We start from the raw sequence: 20,007 nt of genomic DNA, 5'->3' as shown, positions 1-20,007 counted from the left end.
GCGGGTGGCCCGGAGTCAGCCGATGACCCCGCCGAACAAACCCCCGTGGGCCATGCCGATGAAGAAGCCGATGGCCGAGGCTCCCAGGCCCAGGATCAGGACGAATCGCTCCCGGGTCGTCTCGGAGACGTACTGGCCGTAGGCCCCCGTGAGGATCCCGGCGAGGCCGGTCCACGAGCTGAGCAGGTGAAGGCCGCTCCAGAGCGACGTGATGATCGCGATCGCTCCGAGCACCGCGGTCACCGCTACCAGCGTGTCGGGAAGCGGATGGGACTTGCCGTCGGTCGCGAAGAGAGAGCCGGCGCTCGTGCTGTTCGGTCGCATTGCTTGTGCCATGAGGGCACCTCCTGCGGAAGGCGGCGCATCGTAGCGCCGTACACACCCGATGTGTACAGACTGCGGTCGTCTGCTGTCGGATTTCAACCGGAAGCCGAGGTGCGGGTAGTCTGTACCGTCTGCATCGGTGTCTGCCCACATCCCGACGAGGGATGGATACCCACTGATCTGCACGGTTCTCCTCCGGAGGCCGGATTGTCAGTGGTGGCCGATACCGTTGCTCACGCATAACAACCCTCCTGCCACGGAACGACCGTGGCCGCTGAGTCCAAAGGAGGTGGGTTCCACATGCGTCACTACGAGGTGATGGTCATCCTCGACCCCGATCTGGAGGAGCGCGCTGTCGCCCCCCTGATCGAGAACTTCCTCTCCGTCGTCCGTGAGGGCAACGGAAAGGTCGAGAAGGTCGACACCTGGGGCCGTCGTCGTCTCTCGTACGAGATCAAGAAGAAGCCCGAGGGCATCTACTCGGTCATCGATCTGCAGGCTGAGCCCGCGATCGTCAAGGAGCTCGACCGCCAGATGAACCTGAACGAGTCGGTCCTCCGGACCAAGGTCCTCCGCCCCGAGACCCACTGAACCTCCCGGTTCAGCCACTCGGGACTCGAGTAGCAGCAAGCAGTCCGCAGCAAACCCGCCGAGAGGTACCCCATGGCAGGCGAGACCGTCATCACGGTCGTCGGCAATCTTGTCGACGACCCCGAGCTGCGCTTCACCCCTTCCGGTGCGGCGGTCGCGAAGTTCCGTGTCGCGTCCACTCCCCGCACCTTCGACCGGCAGACCAATGAGTGGAAGGACGGCGAGAGCCTGTTCCTGACCTGCTCGGTCTGGCGTCAGGCGGCGGAGAACGTCGCGGAGTCGCTCCAGCGAGGCATGCGCGTCATCGTGCAGGGCCGGCTGAAGCAGCGGTCCTACGAGGACCGTGAGGGCGTCAAGCGCACGGTCTACGAGCTGGACGTCGAGGAAGTCGGCGCCAGCCTCCGCAGTGCCACGGCCAAGGTCACCAAGACCAGTGGTGGTGGCCGTGGTGGCCAGGGCGGTTACGGCGGCGGCGGTGGCGGCCAGCAGGGCGGCGGCTGGAGCGGTGGCTCCGGTGGCGGTCAGCAGCAGGGTGGCGGCGGCGGTGCTCCCGCCGACGACCCCTGGGCGACCGGTGCGCCGGCCGGCGGCGGCCAGCAGCAGGGCGGCGGCGGTGGCGGCTGGGGCGGAAGCTCCGGCGGCTCCGGCGGCGGCTACTCGGACGAGCCCCCCTTCTAGGGAAGTGCCCCTCGGGGCCGGGCTCGCACCCACACTTCTTGATCACACAGGAGAAACACCATGGCGAAGCCGCCTGTGCGCAAGCCTAAGAAGAAGGTCTGCGCGTTCTGCAAGGACAAGGTCACGTACGTGGACTACAAGGACACGAACATGCTGCGGAAGTTCATTTCCGACCGCGGCAAGATCCGTGCCCGCCGCGTGACCGGCAACTGCACGCAGCACCAGCGTGACGTCGCCACGGCCGTCAAGAACAGCCGTGAGATGGCGCTGCTGCCCTACACGTCCACCGCGCGATAAGGGAAGGGTGACCGAAAAATGAAGATCATCCTGACCCACGAGGTCTCTGGCCTCGGCACCGCCGGTGACGTCGTCGACGTCAAGGACGGGTACGCCCGCAACTACCTGGTCCCGCGTGGTTTCGCGATCCGCTGGACCAAGGGTGGCGAGCAGGACGTGGCGCAGATCCGCCGCGCCCGCAAGATCCACGAGATCGCGACCATCGAGCAGGCCAACGAGATCAAGGCCAAGCTCGAGGGTACGAAGGTCCGTCTGGCCGTCCGCTCCGGCGACGCCGGTCGTCTCTTCGGTTCCGTCACCCAGGCTGACGTCGCTTCGGCGATCGAGACCGCCGGTGGCCCGAAGGTCGACAAGCGCCGCGTCGAGCTGGGCTCGCCGATCAAGACGCTGGGCGCCCACGAGGCGACCGTGCGTCTGCACCCCGAGGTTGCCGCCAAGGTCAACGTCGAGGTCGTCGCTGCCTGAGCACTGCCCTGAGCAGCGCTGAAGCGAATGTGGGGCCGCACCCTTCGGGGTGCGGCCCCACATGCTTGTGGTCATGCCCGAGGCTCAGCGCGGCCCTGTTTCACGTGAAACAGGGCGCTTCGGTCAGCGCGTGGCACCGGTGACGGCCCAACGGCCGGAGCGGTAGCGCACCCACAGCGTCACCATCCGCACCGCCATCATCAGCGTCATGGCTCCCCACAGTGCGGTGAGTCCGCCGCCGAGGGCCGGCACCAGCAGCGCCACCGGGGTGAAGACCACCAGGGTGATCAGCATGGCCCAGGCCAGGTACGGCCCGTCGCCGGCACCCATGAGGACGCCGTCGAGCACGAACACGATGCCGCAGATGGGCTGGGAGAGCGCCACGACGACGAGGGCGGGCAGGGCGGCGTCCTGCACGACCGGGTCGCTGGTGAACAACGGGACGAAGAGCGGACGTGCGGCGACGACCAGGACTCCCAGAACCACTCCGGCCGCGATGCCCCACTGCACCATGCGGCGGCAGACGTCACGGGCGCCTTCGGCGTCGTCGGCACCTAGATACCGGCCGATGATGGCCTGGCCGGCGATGGCGATGGCATCGAGGGCGAAGGCCAGCAGGCTCCACAGGGACAGGATGATCTGGTGCGCTGCCACGTCCGCGTCGCCCAGCCGGGCCGCGACCGCCGTGGCGATCATCAGGACCGCACGGAGTGCGAGCGTGCGGACGAGGAGTGGAGTGCCTGCCTGGGCGCTGGCGCGTATGCCTGCCAGGTCGGGGCGGAGTGAGGCGCCGTGGCGGCGGGCCCCGCGGACGACGACGACCAGGTAGATCGCTGCCATGCCGAGCTGGGCGATGACGGTGCCCCAGGCGGAGCCCGCGATACCGAGGTCGGCGCCGTAGACGAGGCCGAAATTGAGGGCGGCGTTGGCGATGAAACCGGCGACGGCCACGTACAGCGGGGTCTTGGTGTTCTGGAGTCCGCGCAGAACACCGGTGGCGGCCAGGACGACGAGCATCGCGGGGATGCCGAGTGCGGAGATGCGCAGGTACGTGGTCGCGTACGGGGCCGCGGTGTCCGAGGCGCCGAAGACCTCGACCAGGGCGGGGGCGGTGGGCAGTACGACGGCGATGACCGCGGCGCCGAGGAGCAGGGCGAGCCAGATGCCGTCCATGCCTTGCTGGATCGCGGCTCGTGGATCACCCGCGCCGACCCGGCGGGCGACGGCGGCGGTGGTGGCGTAGGCGAGGAAGACGAAGACGCTGACCGCGGTCGTGAGCAGGGCCGAGGCGACGGCGAGTCCGGCCAGTTGGGCGGTGCCGAGATGGCCGACGATGGCGCTGTCGGCCATGAGGAAGAGCGGCTCCGCGACGAGTGCGCCGAAGGCGGGAACGGCGAGGGCGACGATCTCGCGGTCGTGCCGACGTCTTGCGGCCTTGGGCGTCACGGGAGCCTGTGTCATGGGCACCAATCTAATCTTCCACAGGTAAGAGATGCAATTGCATAGTGACCCTTACTTCGAGTGGGTTCGCGAACGCCGTGGAACCGTGCCCCTGGAGATCTTGGGCCGACTGGGAAAGTTTTTCTTCTGCACAGCCGGTGGACGGGAAACATGCAGGTCAGAACCTGTGTGTGGGAATGCCTGAGGGCTTGTTCACAGGGCTGTCCACCGGGTCGTGCACAGGTTTTCCCCGGTTCTCCACAGCGAGAGGCTCGTCTTCCACAGCGCCTGTGGATAACCAGATTGGCTGACGGTGCCGACACGCCTAACGTGGTGCGGCGCCCACCGTGTCCACCGGCCTCGGAAACCTCACAAAACCGACGCGTCGGAACCGGAGTCGGGCCCCTTATTTGTCAGTGTCGTGCCGTAGGAATGAAGGGCACGGCGAGGTCCGCTCGGCGGACGGGAGGAGGTGGCCCGGTGAGTATCTCCGAGCCGTTGGACGACCCCTGGGCCGATGGCGGTCCCAGTGATCGTCTGCCCCCTTCCCGGCCGCGCCGGGGCGGTGGTCGCCAGGGTGACCAGCACGAGCGGGGCCGGGAGGACGGCGGCTGGGACGAGGGGCCCACCACGTTCGAGCGCGTACCGCCGCAGGATCTGGATGCCGAGCAGTCCGTGCTCGGTGGCATGCTCCTGTCGAAGGACGCGATCGCCGACGTCGTCGAGGTGCTCAAGGGCGCCGACTTCTACAAGCCGGCCCACGAGACGATCTTCCAGGCGATCCTCGACATCTACGCCAAGGGCGAGCCTGCCGACCCGATCACCATCGCCGCCGAGCTGACCAAGCGCGGAGAGATCAACAAGGTCGGCGGCGCATCGTATCTGCACACGCTCGTCCAGACGGTCCCGACCGCGGCGAACGCGGAGTACTACGCGGAGATCGTCCACGAGCGGGCCGTGCTGCGTCGTCTCGTCGAGGCGGGCACGCGGATCACGCAGATGGGATACGCGGCCGACGACGACGTCGACGAGATCGTCAACAGGGCGCAGGCCGAGATCTACGCCGTCACCGAGCAGCGCACCAGCGAGGACTACCTCCCGCTCGGCGACATCATGGAGGGCGCGCTCGACGAGATCGAGGCGATCGGCTCGCGCAGCGGCGAGATGACCGGTGTGCCGACCGGCTTCACCGACTTCGACTCGCTCACCAACGGTCTTCACCCGGGCCAGATGATCGTCATCGCCGCCCGCCCCGCCATGGGTAAGTCCACGCTGGCGCTGGACTTCGCGCGTGCGGCGTCCATCAAGAACAACCTGCCCAGCGTCATCTTCTCCCTCGAAATGGGGCGCAACGAGATCGCGATGCGTCTGCTGTCGGCCGAGGCACGCGTGGCGCTGCACCACATGCGCTCGGGCACGATGACGGACGAGGACTGGACGCGCCTCGCGCGCCGGATGCCCGAGGTCTCGGCCGCGCCGCTCTACATCGACGACTCCCCGAACCTGTCGATGATGGAGATCCGCGCGAAGTGCCGTCGGCTCAAGCAGCGCAACGACATCCGGCTCGTGATCATCGACTACCTGCAGCTGATGCAGGCCGGTGGCTCGAAGCGCTCCGAGAGCCGTCAGCAGGAGGTCTCGGACATGTCCCGAAACCTGAAGCTGCTGGCCAAGGAGCTCGAGGTCCCGGTGATCGCGCTCTCGCAGCTGAACCGTGGTCCCGAGCAGCGCACGGACAAGAAGCCGATGGTGTCCGACCTGCGTGAGTCCGGCTCCATCGAGCAGGACGCCGACATGGTCATCCTGCTGCACCGCGAGGACGCGTACGAGAAGGAGTCCCCGCGCGCGGGCGAGGCCGACATCATCGTCGGCAAGCACCGTAACGGCCCGACGGCCACGATCACGGTCGCCTTCCAGGGCCACTACTCCCGCTTCGTGGACATGGCGCAGACCTGATTCCGCGCCGTACGGCGTGCGTTGCGATGATGGCCGGGTGACGCACGACCCGGCCACGATGCAGCCCGTGATCCTCGGCACCGACGATCTGCGACCGCTTCCACGAGCCACGCGGATCGCGCGCAGCAGCCGCGAAGGCGTCGACCTCCTGGAAGAGCACCGCGACACGTTCATCGACGAACTCCGGCTCGATCACGATCTCGGCGGCGACGACAGCATCATGCCGGTGGTGACCCTCCTGGCGGAGGCCGCCTTCGAGGGCCGGCCGTTCCGCGTCGGGACGGTCTTCGTCCACAGTGCCCATCCCATCGGCGCCGAGACCGTCGTCCGGTCGCTCACGCGCTGGAGCTACCGGGTCCGTCGGACCACGGCCTGAAGGGGTCGGGCAGCAGCGAGATCCGCAGTTCCGCCAGGCGTTCCGGGTCCGCGATCACCTCGTACGCGGCCACGCGGCCGTCCGTGACCGTGACGGTCAGGGCGAGCAGCAGGCGGCCGCGCGGGGCCACGACGATGCCGGGGCGGCCGTCGATGAGGGCCGTCGCGGCGAAGTGGGCGTTGCGGCGCAGGAGGACCGTCTCGCGGGCCACCTCGTCGGCGCCCCGTACTCGGGCCGGTGCGCCGGGCGGCAGGGTGAGCGGGTCCGCGTGGCGGACGACGTCGGGGGCGAGGACCGCGAGGAGCGCGTTCAGATCGCCGTCGCGGGCGGCGGTGAGGAAGGCGTCGACGACGTGTCGTTGCCGGTCCAGTTCCGGGGCGGGGACCGTGGATGCGCCCTGGACCCGTTGGCGGGCGCGGCTCGCGAGCTTCTTCGTGGTGACGGGGGTGCGTTCCACGATGGGCGCGATCTCGGCGAAGGGGACCGCGAACAGATCGTGCAGCACGAAGGCGACGCGCTCCGCGGGGCTCAGCGCGTCCAGGACCACGAGCAGGGCGCGGCCCACCGCGTCGACCAGTACGGCCTCGCTCTCCGGGCCGGTGCCGTCGCCCTCGTCCCAGATCTCGTCGGGCAGGTTCCCGACGAACTCCTCACGGCGGGCGGAGCGTGAGCGCAGCAGGTCGAGGCAGATGCGGGAGACCACCGTGCGCAGCCAGGCGGCCAGGTTGTCGATGGCGGCGGCGTCGGTGCGGCTCAGCCGCAGCCAGGCCTCCTGCACCGCGTCGTCCGCGTCGTTGAGCGAGCCGAGCAGGCGGTACGCGACGCCGCGCAGCTGCCCGCGGTGCTCCTCGAAGCGCCGTGCCAACTCGTCCTGCGGCAGCCGCCCCTCGTGTCTCGTCGTCGCCATGGGTCCACGCTACGGGGGGCAGCGATCGGCCCCTGGCGAAAACGGTTCGACGCGGGCCGGCACCCGAGATGGACTGGGCGTATGACGACACCCTCAGAAGAGTTGTTGCCCACCACGCGCCGCGCCCTCCTCCACCGCGTCGCCGTCGCGCAGAGCGAGGGGCGTGCTCCGTCCCTCGTCGCGGCGGTGGCCCGGGACGGGGAGCTGGTGTGGACGGGATCGCGCACCTCGGTGGACGGGCACGGCCCCGACGAGAACGTGCAGTACCGGATCGGCTCGATCACGAAGACGTTCACGGCCGTGCTGGTGCTGCGGCTGCGTGACGAAGGACTGCTCGACCTGGGTGACCCGCTGGAGAAGCACCTTCCCGGGACCGGTGCCGGGGATGTCACCGTCGCCGAACTCCTCGCCCACACCGGCGGGTTGGCGGCCGAGACGCCGGGCGAGTGGTGGGAGCGTTCGTCCGCCTCGCTCCGCCCGACCCTCGCCGATGTCCTCGGGGAGCAGCCGTTCCGGCATCCCGTCGGGCGCCGTCACCACTACTCGAATCCCGGTTACACGCTCCTGGGCGCGCTGGTCGAGAAGGTGCGTGGCGTCTCCTGGGAGGAGGCCCTGCGCGCCGAGATCCTCGAACCGCTCGGTCTGACGCGGACGAGCGCCGAGCCGCGGATGCCGCATGCCGGGGGCTGGGCCGTGCACCCCTACGCCGACGTGCTGCTGCCGGAGCCGAGCGAGGACCTCGGCCTGATGGCGCCCGCCGGCCAACTGTGGTCGACGGCGCGGGATCTGCTGACGTTCGCCTCGTTCCTGGCCATGGGCGACGACCGGGTGCTGAGCGCGGAGTCCGTACGGGAGATGCGCACTCCCGCCGCGCCGACCTTGCCCGGAGCCGGGGACTCCTCGTACGGGCTCGGCACGCAGGTGGTGCACGGGGGCGGGCTGACCCTCGTGGGCCACTCGGGGTCGTTGCCCGGGTTCGTGGCGGGGCTGTGGCTGAGCGAGGAGGAAGGGCTCGCGGCCGTCACGCTGGCCAACTGCACGTCCGGGGTGCCCGCGGCGACGGTGGCCGCCGAGCTCCTCGGTATCGTCGCCGAGGCCGAGCCGCGCATGCCCGAGCCGTGGCGCCCGCTGCCCGAAGTCGACTCCGCCGTAATGGAGTTGGCGGGGCCCTGGTACTGGGGCACGCAGGTCGTGGCGCTGCGGCTGTCGGCCGACGGCGGGGTCGACCTCGGGCCGGTGGCCGGCGGGGGACGGCGCTCCCGGTTCCGTGCGAACGAGGACGGCACCTGGACCGGGCTCGACGGCTACTACGCGGGGGAGGTGCTGAGGGCCGTCCGACGCCCCGACGGCTCGGTGAGCCACCTGGACCTCGGGTCCTTCGTCTTCACGCGGCAGCCGTACGACGAGAGCGCGCCGGTGCCCGGCGGGGTGGACCCGGAGGGCTGGCGGGGAATTCCGCGGTAGCCACCAGCGCGTAGTCGGCGTGTGGTCGGCGGAGAGTGCTGCGTGGGCGCTCGTTTCACGGCTTGTTTCACGTGAAACAAGCGCCCATCCGCATGCACGGGGCCGCTCAGAGCTGGAGCTTGAACCCCACATGGGAGGCCACGAAACCGAGCCGCTCGTAGAAGCGGTGCGCGTCGGTGCGGGTGACGTCCGAGGTCAGCTGGACCAACTGGCAGCCCTGGCGCCGGGATTCGTCGACGGCCCAGGTGATGAGCTGCGTGCCGAGCCCGCTGCCGCGCTCGTCGGAGTGGATGCGGACGCCCTCGATGATCGAGCGTGTGGAGCCCTTGCGGGAGAGCCCGGGAATGACGGTGAGCTGCAGGGTGCCGACGACCCGGCCGTCCCGGACGGCGACGACCAGGTGCTGGTTCGGGTCGGTGGCCAGGCGCGCGTGCGCGGCGAGGTACGGCGTGAGGTCGTCCGGCGACTCGCGCCGCGCGCCCAGCGGGTCGTCCGCCAGCATCGCCACGATCGCCGGAACGTCCTCGGCCGCGGCGGGCCTGATCTCAAGATCTCCCATGGCCGCAGCCTAGAGGGGCCTGCACACGCGTCCTACGCGGGTACGCGCAGCTCCTCGACGGCCCTGACCAGCGGGGCGAGTTCGGGGTTCTCGGCCGCGGTGTCGAGGGCCTCGCGCAGGGCGGCCTGGTTGGTCGGGCGGGCCTCTTCGAGGAGCTTCAGGCCGGACTCGGAGACGTTCGTGTAGATGCCGCGCCGGTCGGTGGGGCACAGGTAGCGCTGGAGCAGGCCGCGGTCCTCGAGGCGAGTGACCAGGCGGGTCGTCGCGCTCTGGCTGAGCACGACGGCGTCGGCGACCTGCTTCATCTGGAGATGGCCGCCCTCGCCGTCGTGCTGGCGGCTCAGCACGTCGAGCAGCGAGTACTCCCGCACGCTCAGGCCGTGCCCGGCCTGCAGTGCGCGCTCGATGCGGGCCTCGATCCTCCCGTGCAGCAGGGAGAGGGCGCACCAGCCCTGGGAGAGGGCGGTGAGTGCGGGGTCTGTGGCGGTCATGGCTCGAGGATCCTCCGTCCCGGAGTGGATGCGTACCAGGGTAGTCGATGTCGCGAAATTGCCCGCGCTTGCAATTAACCAGCGTCTGCAATTATTGTGAGGTCTCGTAAAGCGCACCCGCAACAATCTGGGAAGGTGAACCCCCATGCCTCTCGCGCTTCTGGCTCTCGCGATCGGGGCCTTCGGGATCGGAACCACGGAATTCGTGATCATGGGACTCCTCCCACAGGTCGCGGGTGACTTCGGCGTCTCCATCCCCACGGCCGGATTCCTGGTCACCGGCTATGCCGTCGGCGTCATGCTCGGCGCCCCGCTGATGACCGTTCTGGGCACCCGCATCCCGCGCAAGCGGATGCTGATGCTGCTGATGGGCTTCTTCATCGTCGGCAACCTGCTCTCCGCCGTCGCGCCCGTCTTCGCCGTCATGCTGATAGGCCGCGTGGTCGCCTCGCTCGCCCACGGCGCGTTCTTCGGCATCGGCTCGGTCGTCGCCGCCGAACTGGTCGCCCCGCAGAAGAAGGCCGGAGCGATCGCCATGATGTTCACGGGCCTGACCGTGGCCAACGTCGTCGGCGTTCCGCTCGGCACCCTCATCGGGCAGAACATCGGCTGGCGCGTGACCTTCGCGGTCGTCGCCGGGCTCGGGGTGATCGGCCTCGCCGGCATCGCCAAGCTCGTACCGGACATGCCCAAGCCCGAGGGCGTCCACCTGCGCCACGAGGTCGCCGCCTTCAAGAACGTGCAGGTCCTGCTCGCCATGGCGATGACCGTGCTCGGCTTCGGCGGCGTCTTCGCGGCCATCACCTACATCACGCCGATGATGACCCACGTCGCCGGATTCGCGGACGGTTCCGTCACCTGGCTGCTCGTCCTCTTCGGGCTCGGCATGGTCGGCGGCAACCTCATCGGCGGCAGGTTCGCCGACCGTGCCCTGATGCCGATGCTGTACGTCTCGCTCGGCGCCCTCGCCCTCGTGCTCGGCCTCTTCACGGTCACCGCGCACCACAAGTTCCTGGCCGCGATCACCATCGCCCTGATCGGCGCGCTCGGCTTCGCGACCGTGCCGCCGCTGCAGAAGCGGGTCCTCGACCAGGCGTCCGGCGCTCCGACGCTCGCCTCGGCCGTCAACATCGGCGCCTTCAACGCGGGCAACGCGCTCTCCGCCTGGCTCGGCGGCCTGGTGATCTCCGCGGGGCTCGGCTACACCGCCCCGAACTGGGTCGGTGCCGCTCTCGCCGCGAGCGCCCTCGTCCTCGCCGTCCTGTCGGCCTTCCTGGAGCGCCGTACGCCCGCCCCGAGCCGCGTTGTCGCGGCCGCCGAGCAGCCGCTCGTGGAACCGGTCCACCACTGACCCGAGCGCCGCCCCACGGCCGCCCTCTCGTCTCCCCTGAATTCGCGTCAACCAGCATCACCTCGCAAGGAGCACCACCTCATGAGCACCCCCACCGCCGTCGCCCCGCTGACCATCGAGGACGCCGAGACCCTCGTCTCCGCCGCCCGCCGTGCGGCCGAGGAGGCCGGAGTGGCCGTCAGCGTCACCGTCCTCGACGCGGGCGGTCACCTCCTCGCCTTCCGCCGTGACGACCGCGCCGTCCTCATCTCCGGGGAGACCAGCACCCGCAAGGCGTACACCGCGCTGCAGCTGAACGCCCCGACCGCCGACCTGGTCGACCTGGTCAAGCCGGACGGGCCCTTCCACACCCTGCCCACCGCCCTCGACCAGCCGCTGCTGTTCATCGCCGGCGGCCTGCCCGTCCACCGCGACGGCCGCCTCATCGGTGCCGTCGGCGTCGGTGGCGGTGCGCCCGAGCAGGACCACGGCTTCGCCACCGAGGCCGTCGACACGCTCGCCTGAGCCCCCATCAACAGCTCCGCCCCCAAGTCGCCGCACGACAGCGGCACTTGGGGGCGGAGCTGTTGATGGGGCGGTGTCAGCCCGCGGCGACCGTCAGCGGAGCGAAGCGGCGGGTCCAGTCGCCGGGCAGGTCCGGCGCACCGTAGTTCATCACCGCGTTGAAGCTGACGCCTTCCAGGCCGCGCTCCTTCACCCACGCGCGCAACTCTTCGTGGCGTACGTCGATGTCGGTGCGCAGCGGCCGGTCCGTGCCCTCCGCGAGGGAGGCGACCAGCGCCTTCGCCGTCTCGGTGTCACGGGCGATGAGGGGGCCGACGACGTGCGTGTCCATGTTGGGCCAGGCGGCCGCGTAGCCGATGAGCTCGCCGCCCTGCTCGGCCACGCGCAGCTGGTCCGCGAAGGCCGGCAGCCGCGCGATGATGTGAGTGCGGTCGGGGCCGAAGACCTCGGCGTCCAGTCGCAGGATCGCCGTGAGGTCCTCCGCGGTGGCCGGGCGGGTGGCGACCGTGGGCTCCGCACCGCCCGCGACGAACCGGCCGCGGACCATCTCGGCCCGGCCGGTGACCTTGAACCCCAGCTCTTCGTAGAGCGGCCGTCCGTACGGTGTCGCGTGCAGCGTCAGCGGGGTCGTGCCCGCCCGCTCGACGACGTACTGCATCAGGCGCCTGCCGACTCCCTGGCGCGCGTGACGTTCGGCGACCAGGACCATGCCGATCGCGCCGAGCTCGGGCCGCTCCCCGGGCCCGTACTCGGTCACCACGCAGGCACTGACGAGCCCGCCTTCGGGGTCGTCGATGCCGTAGCCCGTACCGGCGGTCAGCAGCAGGCCCCACTTGTGTTCTTCGCGGGGCCAGCCGCGGTCCTCCGAGAGGTCGGCGCAGGCCAGGACATCGCGCCGGGTGAGGCGGCGAATGGGCAGATCGGAGAGGGAAGGTGTCGACACGCAGGTCAGGCTGTCGGACTCAGGGCGGTGCCGTCCACCACTTTGCCTGCAGTGGCCCGGTGCTTTCGGCCACGTCGGGGCAGGCACGACGTCGGCCCGTCGGGTGCCGGGCGACGAAGTTTCACGTGAAACAAGGTGCCGATGCCGGTTTCACAGGAGTCCAGGGGTGGGGCGGTCCGGGGCACTAGCGTCGGCGTCCATGACGCGACCGAGACTGCACCTCTTCGACCTCGACGGAACGCTCCTGCACGGCACCTCGGCGCCCGTGCAGATATCGCGGCAACTCGGCCTGGAGGCCGAGACGCTCGCCCTGGACGTCGAGATCGGCGCGCAGCGCATCGGTCCGCCGGAGTACGCCCGCCGCATCCACGCCCTGTGGTCGCAGCTGACGGTCGACCATGTCGCGGCCGCGTTCGAGGGAGCGCCCTGGCTCCTGGGCATCCGGGAGACCTGGGCGGAGATCCGTGAGCGCGGGGACTACTGCGCGGTGGTCTCGCTCTCGCCGTCGTTCTTCGTGGAGCGACTTACGGCGTGGGGCGCGCACGCGGCCTGCGGATCGCGCTTCCCGGCCGTTCCGTTCACCGAGCCCGTCGACCCGGCGGGAGTCCTCAGCGCCGCGGCCAAGGTGAAGATCGCGAACCGCCTGTGTGAAGGGTTCGGGGTGGGGCAGGAGGATTGCATTGCGTACGGCGACTCCCTGTCGGACGTGGATCTCTTCGGCGCCGTGCCGGTATCGGTCGCGGTCAATGCGGATCAGTACGTTGTGGGACTCGCCACGCACTCCTATACGGGACGTGATCTGCGAGAGGCGTACGAATTGGTGCGGCGGGGCCGGTAATTGAGCGAATTGCAGAGAGCGCGAGACCGGTCAGAACGGCGGTTAAGACGGGAGGGGCTTGTGGCCCCGGCGGCTGCCGGTAGGGTCGACTCCGGTTCACGCCCGGACCGGAGAAGCCCAAGGGGGAGCGGGAGCCGCGGCACGCGCAGGCCCACGCAGCCTAACCGTACGAAGAGATCGAAGACCTGCACTTTCCGCTATGCGTTCGGTGCATTGACACCGCATGGCAAGCTGCGCTGAGAGGACTGCGGACAATGTCACACTCTTGCCTTACTTGTCCGTAGCGGGCCGGAATGCAGTGTTCAATGTGGGGCCGCATTGACTGTCGAACCACACGGGGGAAACCGCAGGGCTTCCGCTCGCCGAAGCGCGCAGAAGAGCGCCGCAGAGCGTGGAAGTACGTAGACCGACCGAAAGATGTTCGAGGCGAGGCACAGCATGGACGCTCCGACCACTACGTCGGCCGATTCCGGTTCGGACGGCGGGGGCGGCTGGTTCACGCCGCGCAAGACCCCGGATCCGGCGACCGGCGGACCCGGCCAGGAGGCCGCTGAGGCCCGCCGAGTCGCCCCGATACGCCCTGTGGGCCGCCCGGCACCGGCACAAGCACCGGCACCGGCCGGGCAGGACGCCGGCGAAGGCCGAATACCCGAGCCGCGTGACCCTCGCGAGCCGCGTGACCCTCGCGAGCCGCGTGACCGCCGCGAGCCGCCGTCCGCGCCCGTGCGGCCGAACCCTGCCGACGCACCGCCCGCCGCCCCCACCGGGCCCGTCGCCGAACCCCGCCCCCCGCGTTCGCTGGGCGACAACGGCTCCCCCGACGCGATCCTCGTCCGCCGCACGATGGAGGAGGTCGGCCCCGTCGCCGACCAGGTCACCTCGTACTTCTACGCGCTGCTCTTCGTGCGCCACCCGGAGCTGCGCCAGCTCTTCCCCGCCGCGATGGACACCCAGCGCGACCGGCTCCTCAGGGCGCTGCTGACCGCCGCCGAGCACGTCGACAACAAGCTCGTCCTGGTCCCGTACCTGAAGAACCTGGGCAGAGGCCACCGCAAGTACGGAACGCACGCCGAGCACTACCCGGCCGTCGGCGAATGCCTCATCGCGGCGCTGACCCGCTACGCGACGACTACGTGGAGCGCCGAGGCGGAGGCCGCCTGGGTCCGCACCTACACCACGATCTCCCAGGTCATGATCGACGCGGCGGCCGAGGACGAGATGAAGGCGCCCGCCTGGTGGCTCGCCGAGGTCGTCTCGCACGATCTGCGCACCCCTGACATCGCTGTCGTCACCGTGCGGCCCGATCAGCCGTACCCGTTCCTGGCCGGGCAGTACACGACCCTCGAGACGCCGTGGTGGCCGCGTATCTGGCGCCACTACTCGTTCGCGTCGGCGCCCCGCTCCGACGGACTGCTCTCGTTCCACGTGAAGGCGGTCCCGGCCGGCTGGGTCTCCAACGCCCTGGTGCACCGCGCCCGCCCCGGCGACGTGCTGCGCCTCGGCCCGCCCGCCGGTTCCATGACGGTCGACCACAACACCGACAGCGGTCTGCTCTGCCTGGGCGGCGGCACCGGCATCGCGCCCATCAAGGCACTGGTGGAGGACGTCGCCGAGCACGGCGAGCGGCGCCCGGTCGAGGTGTTCTACGGCGCCCGCACCGACCACGACCTGTACGACATCGACACGATGCTGCGTCTCCAGCAGAGCCACCCCTGGCTCGCGGTCCGCCCGATCGTCGACCAGCTGGCCCATCTCCAGCTCCCGGACGCGGTCCGCGAGTACGGCCCCTGGCACGAGTACGACGCCTATCTCTCCGGCCCGCCCGGCATGATCCGCAGCGGTGTCGACGCCCTGCGCTCCATCGGCATCCCCGGCGACCGGATCCGGCACGACTCGCTGGAGGACCTGGTCGCCGCCGGGAGCTGACCCCCGTACGCGTACGTGATCGACGTCCTCAGCCCAGATCGGGCGCGTGCATCGCCCGTACGCCCTCGATGTTGCCGTCCAGGTAGTGGCGCAGCGAGAGCGGCACCAGGTGGACCGAGGCGATGCCGACTCGGGTGAACGGCACCCGCACGATCTCGTACTCGCCGCACGGCTCGTCGATCTCGGGGCCGTGCCGCTGGTCGAGGTCCATGGACTCCAGGCGGCAGACGAAGAAGTGCTGGACCTTCACGCCGGTCGCGCCGCCGTCCTCGCCGATGTGCTCGACGGTGTCCACGAAGCAGGGCACCACATCGGTGATCTTGGCGCCGAGTTCCTCGTGCACCTCACGGTGCAGGGCGTCCACGACAGTCGTGTCCTCCGGCTCGACTCCGCCACCGGGGGTCAGCCAGTACGGATCGACGCCGGGCTTGGTCCGCTTGATCAGGATCAGGTCGTCGCCGTCGAGCAGAACGGCGCGTGCGGTGCGCTTGACCACGGGTCGGACGGTCATGGGAGAAATGTGGCCCGACTGGTTCCACGTGAAACATTCCGCACCGTCCGCGCCCCCGTTTCACGACCAGTCGACGGCAGCGCGCAACAGCCACTCGTGCGCCCGCGCGATGTGCGGCAGGGCGAGTGTGCCGGTGCGCACGACCAGGAAGTACGTGCGCAGCGGCGGCACCGGCGGATCGAGCAGGGCGACGATCTCGCCGCGGTCCAGGGCCGGATCGCACAGGTAGCGCGGCAGGACGGCGAGCCCCGCCCCCGCGATCACGCAGGCCAGGACCGCGCGCAGATCGGGCACGACGACCGTGCCGGACACCGCGGGTCGGGAGTCGAAGACCGCCGTCCAGTACCGCGTCATCAACGGGAGCGACTCGTGCACCTCGACCACCGGGAACTTCTCCAGCGAGGGCGCCGCGTCGCGATGCAGCCTGCCGGAGCCGATGCGGGCCGCCCAGCGCGGCGCCGCGACCAGGACATGCTCCTCGTCACAGAGCGGAGTCGCCGTGAGCAGCGGGCCCCGGGGACGGGCCGTCGTGATGGCCAGATCATGATGCCCGGCGGCGAGCCCCTCCAGGGTCTCCTCGGCGGTGCCGAAGGACGCCCGCAAGGCGACACTCTGGCCGTCGTCCCTGGTCAGCGCAGTCAGAGTGGGCAGGGCGCGCTCCGCGGTGAACTCCGGAGGTCCGGCGAGGTGCAGGGTGCGGAAGGCGGACTCCTCGTCGAGCCCGGCCTCCGTGATCTCCACGAGGGCGTCGAGATGCGGGGACGTCCGGTGCGCCAGCTCGTCACCGATCGTCGTGGGCGTCACGCCCCGCGCCTGTCGCAGGAACAACGGGCGCCCCAACTGCCGCTCCAGCGTGCGGATCTGGGACGTGACCGCCGGCTGCGAGAGGCCGAGCAGGGCCGCGGCCCGGGTGAAGGACCCGGCCCGATGGACCGTCACAAAGGTGCGCAGCAGCGCGATATCCATGGCGGCGCCCCTCCCTTCACTGGCCTCGAGTCCGCCAACTATAAATAAGTCGATAGGTCTCTGTCGCTACCGTGATTGGACACTGACACACAGTCAACTAGCCTTGTTTGCGCGGTTCTTCGCGCGCAGAACCGAGAACGGTCCGAGCCACGAGGGGGGAGGCTCGGACCGTTCGTTGTACGTAGACCGGTACTAGGTGGCCGGTGTGGCCCGCCCCTCCACCGCCTCGCGCACGGCGTCCAGCAGCCCGGCGCTCGCCGCCTCGACCATCTTCAGGCACTCCTCGAAGCCGTCCATGTCGCCGTAGTACGGGTCGGGGACGTCGAGGTCGCCGTCGGCCGCGGGATCGTACGAGCGCAGCAGCCGGACCTTCTCGGCGTCCTCCGGCGTCGCCGCCATCCGCCGCAGGGCGCGCAGATGGCCGGCGTCGAGCGCGATCACCAGGTCGAGCCGGGCGAACCGGTCGCGGTGGAACTGACGGGCCGTGTGACCGCTCGTGTAGCCGCCCTCCTCCAGCACGTGCACGGTGCGCGGGTCGGCGCCGTCTCCCTCGTGCCAGCCGTCCGTGCCCGCGCTGTCGACCTCGACGAGGCCGCCGAGCCCCGCCTCGTCGACGTACGAACGGAAGACGTGCTCGGCCATGGGCGAGCGGCAGATGTTGCCGGTGCAGACGAAACAGACACGGAACGGGGTGGTGGTCATCGCGGCGGCTCAGTCGTTGTCGGGCAGGAAGACGTTCAGCGCCCAGGAGACGACCGAGATGATCAGGCCGCCGAGGATCGCGGTCCAGAAGCCGTCCACGTGGAAGCTCAGGTCCAGCTTGTCGGCGAGCCACGAGGTGAGCAGCAGCATCAGGGCGTTCACGATCAGCGTGATCAGGCCCAGCGTGAGGATGAAGAGCGGGAAGGTCAGCACCTTCACGATCGGCTTCACGAGGAGGTTGACCAGACCGAAGATGAGCGCGACGACGATCAGCGTGCCGATCTTCTTGGGCGTGCTGTCCCCGGTCAGCGTGATCTTGTCGAGCACCGCCACCGCCACGGCCAGGGCGCCGGCATTGGCGATCGTCTTGACTACGAAATTCATCATGTGTCTGATCGTGGCAGACGAGGCCGGTGACATGGCCGGTGACGAGCGTGGACAGTGGGGACGACGAGGTCGATGAAGGCATTCCGGCTGGACGAACTGGAGGCGGAACGCGTCGCCAACGACGGCGCGTATCTGCAGTTCCTGCGCGAACGGAACATGTCGGTCGGGCTGTACGCGTTGAACGCGGGGGAGCACGACGCGCAGCAGCCGCACCAGCAGGACGAGGTCTACCTGGTGGTCAGCGGCCGCGCCTCGATCACCGTCGGCATGGAGACCACCCAGGTCGGACGAGGCAGCGTGGTGTACGTCCCGGCCGGGGTCGCCCACAAGTTCCACCACATCAGCGAGGATCTGCGGGTGCTCGTGGTGTTCTCTCCGCCGGAGAGCTGACCCCGGACCCCGGGGTTCCCTAGGGGGCGGGTCAGGGGAGGACAAGGGCTCGCGGAGCCCTGTTCGCGCCTTCGACGTGCCAGCATCGAAGGCAGGAAGTCAGAAGAGTCCCGACAAGGGGCGGCGGAGGAGTCCCGGTGCGGGACACGGAGAAGGAGCGATGACGGTGCGGGAGATATTCGAGGGCATGCCGTGGTGGGTGAAGTGGGTCGCGGTGCCGGTCATCGCCCTGGTCGTGTTCGGCGGGCTGATCGCCAGCATCGTCGGCTTCGTCGTCTACCTGCTCTTCAAGATCCTGGTGTTCGCCGCCCTGGTCGGCGGAGTCATCTACCTGGTACGGAAGTTCATGACGGGGTCCTCGTCCTCGCGTGGCGGCGATTGGTGAGACGCGGGGCACGAAATGCCGCGCGGGGTGCGGTGGTTGTGCCGTGAGACGGTTCGCACGACCGGGGGAAGTTTCCGTTCCGGGCCCGCGCCAAGCGGTGGCCAAGGGTTAAAGTCCAGAATCCGACGGCTTTGCCCCCGTGAGCCCCGGGTACGCGGGGGGACCCACGTGCACCGGGAGTGAACCTTGGCCACGGCTGACCCCGTATCCGCCTCTCCGCAGACGACGCTCATCGGCTCGGTCCAAAGAGCCATGCGTCTGCTCGAGGCGGTCGCCTCGCACGACGAAGGCGCTCCCGCCAAGCAACTCGCGCGGGAGGCCGGTGTCGCCCTGCCCACGGCCTACCACCTGCTGCGCACACTCACCCACGAGGGATACCTCCGCAAGGAGAAGGGCGTCTTCGTTTTCGGCGATGCCGCCGAGCGTCTGAGCAGCAGCGGAGCGCAGCAGAAACGTCGCAGCATGATCACCGAAGCGCTGGAGCACTGGCGCGACACGCTCGGTGTCCCCGTCTATTTCGCGGTCTACCGCGAGGGGGAGATCGAGGTCGTCGCCGTCGCCGACACCCCGGGGAATCCTGCCGTCGAGGAGTGGGCCGACTTCCGTGAGACCGGTCACGCCCACGCCATCGGCCAGTGCCTGCTCTCCCAGCTCGACGAGGAAGCGCGCCGGGACCACCTCGCCCGCTATCCCGCCCGGTCCATCACCCCGTACTCGGTGCGCGACGACCGGGCCCTGCTGCGCAAGCTGGGCACGCTCGGCCGCATGGAGCCCGTCATGGAGCGCCAGGAGTACGCGCTCGGCACGGCCTGCGCCGCGTTCCCGATCACCGTCGGCTCGGCCGCCGCAACTTTGGCCATTTCTCTCCCTTCCCGTCAGTCCGAGAAGCTGCTTCCCGCTGCCCGTCGGTTGCAGAGGGAGATCGGAAAGCTCGTAGGGACACTCGCCTTCTCTATCAGCATCTGAAAACTCACTCCTTGTGATCCCATGTGCACGTTGAGCAAGATGCGAGCAGTGTCAGGAAGGTCATTCCTGGCCAATCGACGGCAAGTTGACGGGGTAGGCGATGCGCGAGTCGGTACAAGCAGTTCAAGCAGAAATCATGATGAGCTTCCTCGTCTCCGAGGAGCTCTCGTTCCGCATTCCGGTGGAGCTCCGCTACGAGTCCACTGATCCGTACGCCGTGCGGCTTACCTTCCATCTCCCCGGAGACGCGCCTGTGACCTGGGCGTTCGGCCGGGAGCTACTCGTCGACGGGGTCAACGGCGCGGCGGGTGACGGCGATGTCCGGGTCTCCCCCGTGGAGCGGGCCGACGGCGGGGGCGCGGGCGAGATGCCCGGCGAGGTGCACATCAGGCTCCAGGTCGGCAGCGATCAGGCGCTGTTCCGGGCCGGGGTCGCCCCGCTCATCGCGTTCCTCGACCGTACGGACAAGCTCGTACCGCTCGGTCAGGAGCAGGCTCTCGCCGATTTCGAGGCCGATCTCGACGAGGCCCTGGACCGGATCCTCGCCGAGGAGCAGAGCGCGGGCTGAATTCCCACGGCCCTGTGCCGAG

Annotated in this window: 25 protein-coding genes; 15 read left to right on the top strand and 10 right to left on the bottom strand. The window is 69.6% G+C overall.

What is annotated here, in order from left to right; genetic code table 11:
- Positions 1-15: 15 nt before the first annotated feature.
- The gene (locus B072_RS0109500) at positions 16-336 is read right to left on the bottom strand and encodes a hypothetical protein (RefSeq protein WP_026245629.1); all 321 of its coding nucleotides are present in this window, start codon (positions 334-336) and stop codon (positions 16-18) included.
- 288 nt (positions 337-624) lie between these two features.
- Between B072_RS0109500 and rpsF the strand changes: the two genes are divergently transcribed.
- From rpsF to rplI, 4 genes are all read left to right on the top strand, one after another.
- Positions 625-915, top strand: a complete 291-nt coding sequence (gene rpsF, locus B072_RS0109495; protein ID WP_010353482.1) for a 30S ribosomal protein S6 — start codon at positions 625-627, stop codon at positions 913-915.
- A gap of 72 nt (positions 916-987) precedes the next feature.
- On the top strand, positions 988-1,593 hold the full coding sequence (locus tag B072_RS0109490; RefSeq protein ID WP_018529700.1) for a single-stranded DNA-binding protein: 606 nt from the start codon (positions 988-990) through the stop codon (positions 1,591-1,593).
- A 60-nt stretch (positions 1,594-1,653) separates the two neighbouring features.
- Positions 1,654-1,890, top strand: coding sequence for a 30S ribosomal protein S18 (gene rpsR, locus B072_RS0109485; protein ID WP_003949403.1), 237 nt, complete (start codon positions 1,654-1,656; stop codon positions 1,888-1,890).
- Between the two features lie 18 nt (positions 1,891-1,908).
- On the top strand, positions 1,909-2,355 hold the full coding sequence (gene rplI, locus B072_RS0109480; protein WP_018529699.1) for a 50S ribosomal protein L9: 447 nt from the start codon (positions 1,909-1,911) through the stop codon (positions 2,353-2,355).
- Positions 2,356-2,478: 123 nt separating this feature from the next.
- On the opposite strand, the gene B072_RS0109475 is transcribed toward rplI, so the two are convergent.
- On the bottom strand, positions 2,479-3,825 hold the full coding sequence (locus tag B072_RS0109475) for an MATE family efflux transporter (RefSeq protein ID WP_026245628.1): 1,347 nt from the start codon (positions 3,823-3,825) through the stop codon (positions 2,479-2,481).
- A gap of 450 nt (positions 3,826-4,275) precedes the next feature.
- Between B072_RS0109475 and dnaB the strand changes: the two genes are divergently transcribed.
- Both dnaB and B072_RS0109465 read left to right on the top strand, forming a co-directional pair.
- Positions 4,276-5,751, top strand: a complete 1,476-nt coding sequence (gene dnaB / locus B072_RS0109470; protein ID WP_018529697.1) for a replicative DNA helicase — start codon at positions 4,276-4,278, stop codon at positions 5,749-5,751.
- 37 nt (positions 5,752-5,788) lie between these two features.
- Complete coding sequence (locus B072_RS0109465; protein WP_018529696.1) at positions 5,789-6,127, top strand: cyclic-phosphate processing receiver domain-containing protein; 339 nt, start codon at positions 5,789-5,791, stop codon at positions 6,125-6,127.
- Here the strand turns inward: B072_RS0109465 and B072_RS0109460 are convergent.
- On the bottom strand, positions 6,087-7,034 hold the full coding sequence (locus tag B072_RS0109460) for a sigma-70 family RNA polymerase sigma factor (protein WP_018529695.1): 948 nt from the start codon (positions 7,032-7,034) through the stop codon (positions 6,087-6,089). The genes B072_RS0109465 and B072_RS0109460 overlap by 41 nt on opposite strands.
- Before the next feature lie 81 nt (positions 7,035-7,115).
- On the opposite strand from B072_RS0109460, the gene B072_RS0109455 reads away from it, so the two are divergent.
- Positions 7,116-8,498 carry a serine hydrolase domain-containing protein gene (locus tag B072_RS0109455; RefSeq protein WP_026245626.1) on the top strand — a complete coding sequence of 461 codons (1,383 nt, stop codon included), beginning with the start codon at positions 7,116-7,118 and terminating at the stop codon, positions 8,496-8,498.
- Between the two features lie 106 nt (positions 8,499-8,604).
- On the opposite strand, the gene B072_RS0109450 is transcribed toward B072_RS0109455, so the two are convergent.
- Both B072_RS0109450 and B072_RS0109445 read right to left on the bottom strand, forming a co-directional pair.
- Positions 8,605-9,057 carry a GNAT family N-acetyltransferase gene (locus B072_RS0109450; protein WP_018529693.1) on the bottom strand — a complete coding sequence of 151 codons (453 nt, stop codon included), beginning with the start codon at positions 9,055-9,057 and terminating at the stop codon, positions 8,605-8,607.
- Between the two features lie 32 nt (positions 9,058-9,089).
- Positions 9,090-9,548 carry a MarR family winged helix-turn-helix transcriptional regulator gene (locus B072_RS0109445; RefSeq protein ID WP_018529692.1) on the bottom strand — a complete coding sequence of 153 codons (459 nt, stop codon included), beginning with the start codon at positions 9,546-9,548 and terminating at the stop codon, positions 9,090-9,092.
- Between the two features lie 145 nt (positions 9,549-9,693).
- On the opposite strand from B072_RS0109445, the gene B072_RS0109440 reads away from it, so the two are divergent.
- Positions 9,694-10,899 (top strand): MFS transporter, encoded by a 1,206-nt coding sequence (locus B072_RS0109440; RefSeq protein WP_018529691.1) that lies wholly within the window; start codon positions 9,694-9,696, stop codon positions 10,897-10,899.
- Between the two features lie 81 nt (positions 10,900-10,980).
- Complete coding sequence (locus B072_RS0109435; RefSeq protein WP_018529690.1) at positions 10,981-11,403, top strand: GlcG/HbpS family heme-binding protein; 423 nt, start codon at positions 10,981-10,983, stop codon at positions 11,401-11,403.
- 76 nt (positions 11,404-11,479) lie between these two features.
- Here the strand turns inward: B072_RS0109435 and B072_RS0109430 are convergent, their stop codons facing one another.
- Entirely contained in the window at positions 11,480-12,346 is an 867-nt protein-coding gene (locus tag B072_RS0109430; protein WP_018529689.1) for a GNAT family N-acetyltransferase, read from the bottom strand.
- A gap of 199 nt (positions 12,347-12,545) precedes the next feature.
- Between B072_RS0109430 and B072_RS0109425 the strand changes: the two genes are divergently transcribed.
- The gene (locus B072_RS0109425; RefSeq protein ID WP_018529688.1) at positions 12,546-13,184 is read left to right on the top strand and encodes an HAD family hydrolase; all 639 of its coding nucleotides are present in this window, start codon (positions 12,546-12,548) and stop codon (positions 13,182-13,184) included.
- 417 nt (positions 13,185-13,601) lie between these two features.
- On the top strand, positions 13,602-15,110 hold the full coding sequence (locus B072_RS0109420; RefSeq protein WP_078506358.1) for a globin domain-containing protein: 1,509 nt from the start codon (positions 13,602-13,604) through the stop codon (positions 15,108-15,110).
- 28 nt (positions 15,111-15,138) lie between these two features.
- On the opposite strand, the gene B072_RS0109415 is transcribed toward B072_RS0109420, so the two are convergent.
- The 4 genes from B072_RS0109415 to B072_RS0109400 form a co-directional block, all read right to left on the bottom strand.
- Positions 15,139-15,621, bottom strand: coding sequence for an NUDIX domain-containing protein (locus B072_RS0109415; protein WP_018529686.1), 483 nt, complete (start codon positions 15,619-15,621; stop codon positions 15,139-15,141).
- Positions 15,622-15,681: 60 nt separating this feature from the next.
- Positions 15,682-16,587 (bottom strand): LysR family transcriptional regulator, encoded by a 906-nt coding sequence (locus B072_RS0109410; protein WP_018529685.1) that lies wholly within the window; start codon positions 16,585-16,587, stop codon positions 15,682-15,684.
- A 192-nt stretch (positions 16,588-16,779) separates the two neighbouring features.
- Positions 16,780-17,289, bottom strand: coding sequence for a low molecular weight protein-tyrosine-phosphatase (locus B072_RS0109405; RefSeq protein WP_018529684.1), 510 nt, complete (start codon positions 17,287-17,289; stop codon positions 16,780-16,782).
- Between the two features lie 9 nt (positions 17,290-17,298).
- Positions 17,299-17,676, bottom strand: a complete 378-nt coding sequence (locus tag B072_RS0109400) for a phage holin family protein (RefSeq protein ID WP_018529683.1) — start codon at positions 17,674-17,676, stop codon at positions 17,299-17,301.
- Positions 17,677-17,748: 72 nt separating this feature from the next.
- On the opposite strand from B072_RS0109400, the gene B072_RS0109395 reads away from it, so the two are divergent.
- The 4 genes from B072_RS0109395 to B072_RS0109380 all read left to right on the top strand — a co-directional run bounded on the left by B072_RS0109395 (position 17,749) and on the right by B072_RS0109380 (position 19,985).
- Entirely contained in the window at positions 17,749-18,066 is a 318-nt protein-coding gene (locus B072_RS0109395; protein ID WP_018529682.1) for a cupin domain-containing protein, read from the top strand.
- A 166-nt stretch (positions 18,067-18,232) separates the two neighbouring features.
- On the top strand, positions 18,233-18,451 hold the full coding sequence (locus B072_RS0109390; protein WP_026245624.1) for a DUF5326 family protein: 219 nt from the start codon (positions 18,233-18,235) through the stop codon (positions 18,449-18,451).
- A 231-nt stretch (positions 18,452-18,682) separates the two neighbouring features.
- Positions 18,683-19,417 carry an IclR family transcriptional regulator gene (locus tag B072_RS0109385; protein ID WP_324603822.1) on the top strand — a complete coding sequence of 245 codons (735 nt, stop codon included), beginning with the start codon at positions 18,683-18,685 and terminating at the stop codon, positions 19,415-19,417.
- 100 nt (positions 19,418-19,517) lie between these two features.
- Positions 19,518-19,985 (top strand): SsgA family sporulation/cell division regulator, encoded by a 468-nt coding sequence (locus tag B072_RS0109380; RefSeq protein WP_026245623.1) that lies wholly within the window; start codon positions 19,518-19,520, stop codon positions 19,983-19,985.
- Positions 19,986-20,007 lie beyond the last annotated feature (22 nt).

The organism is Streptomyces sp. HmicA12 (assembly GCF_000373565.1).
Taxonomy (GTDB): domain Bacteria; phylum Actinomycetota; class Actinomycetes; order Streptomycetales; family Streptomycetaceae; genus Streptomyces.
This window is presented reverse-complemented; position numbering and strand designations above follow the sequence as displayed.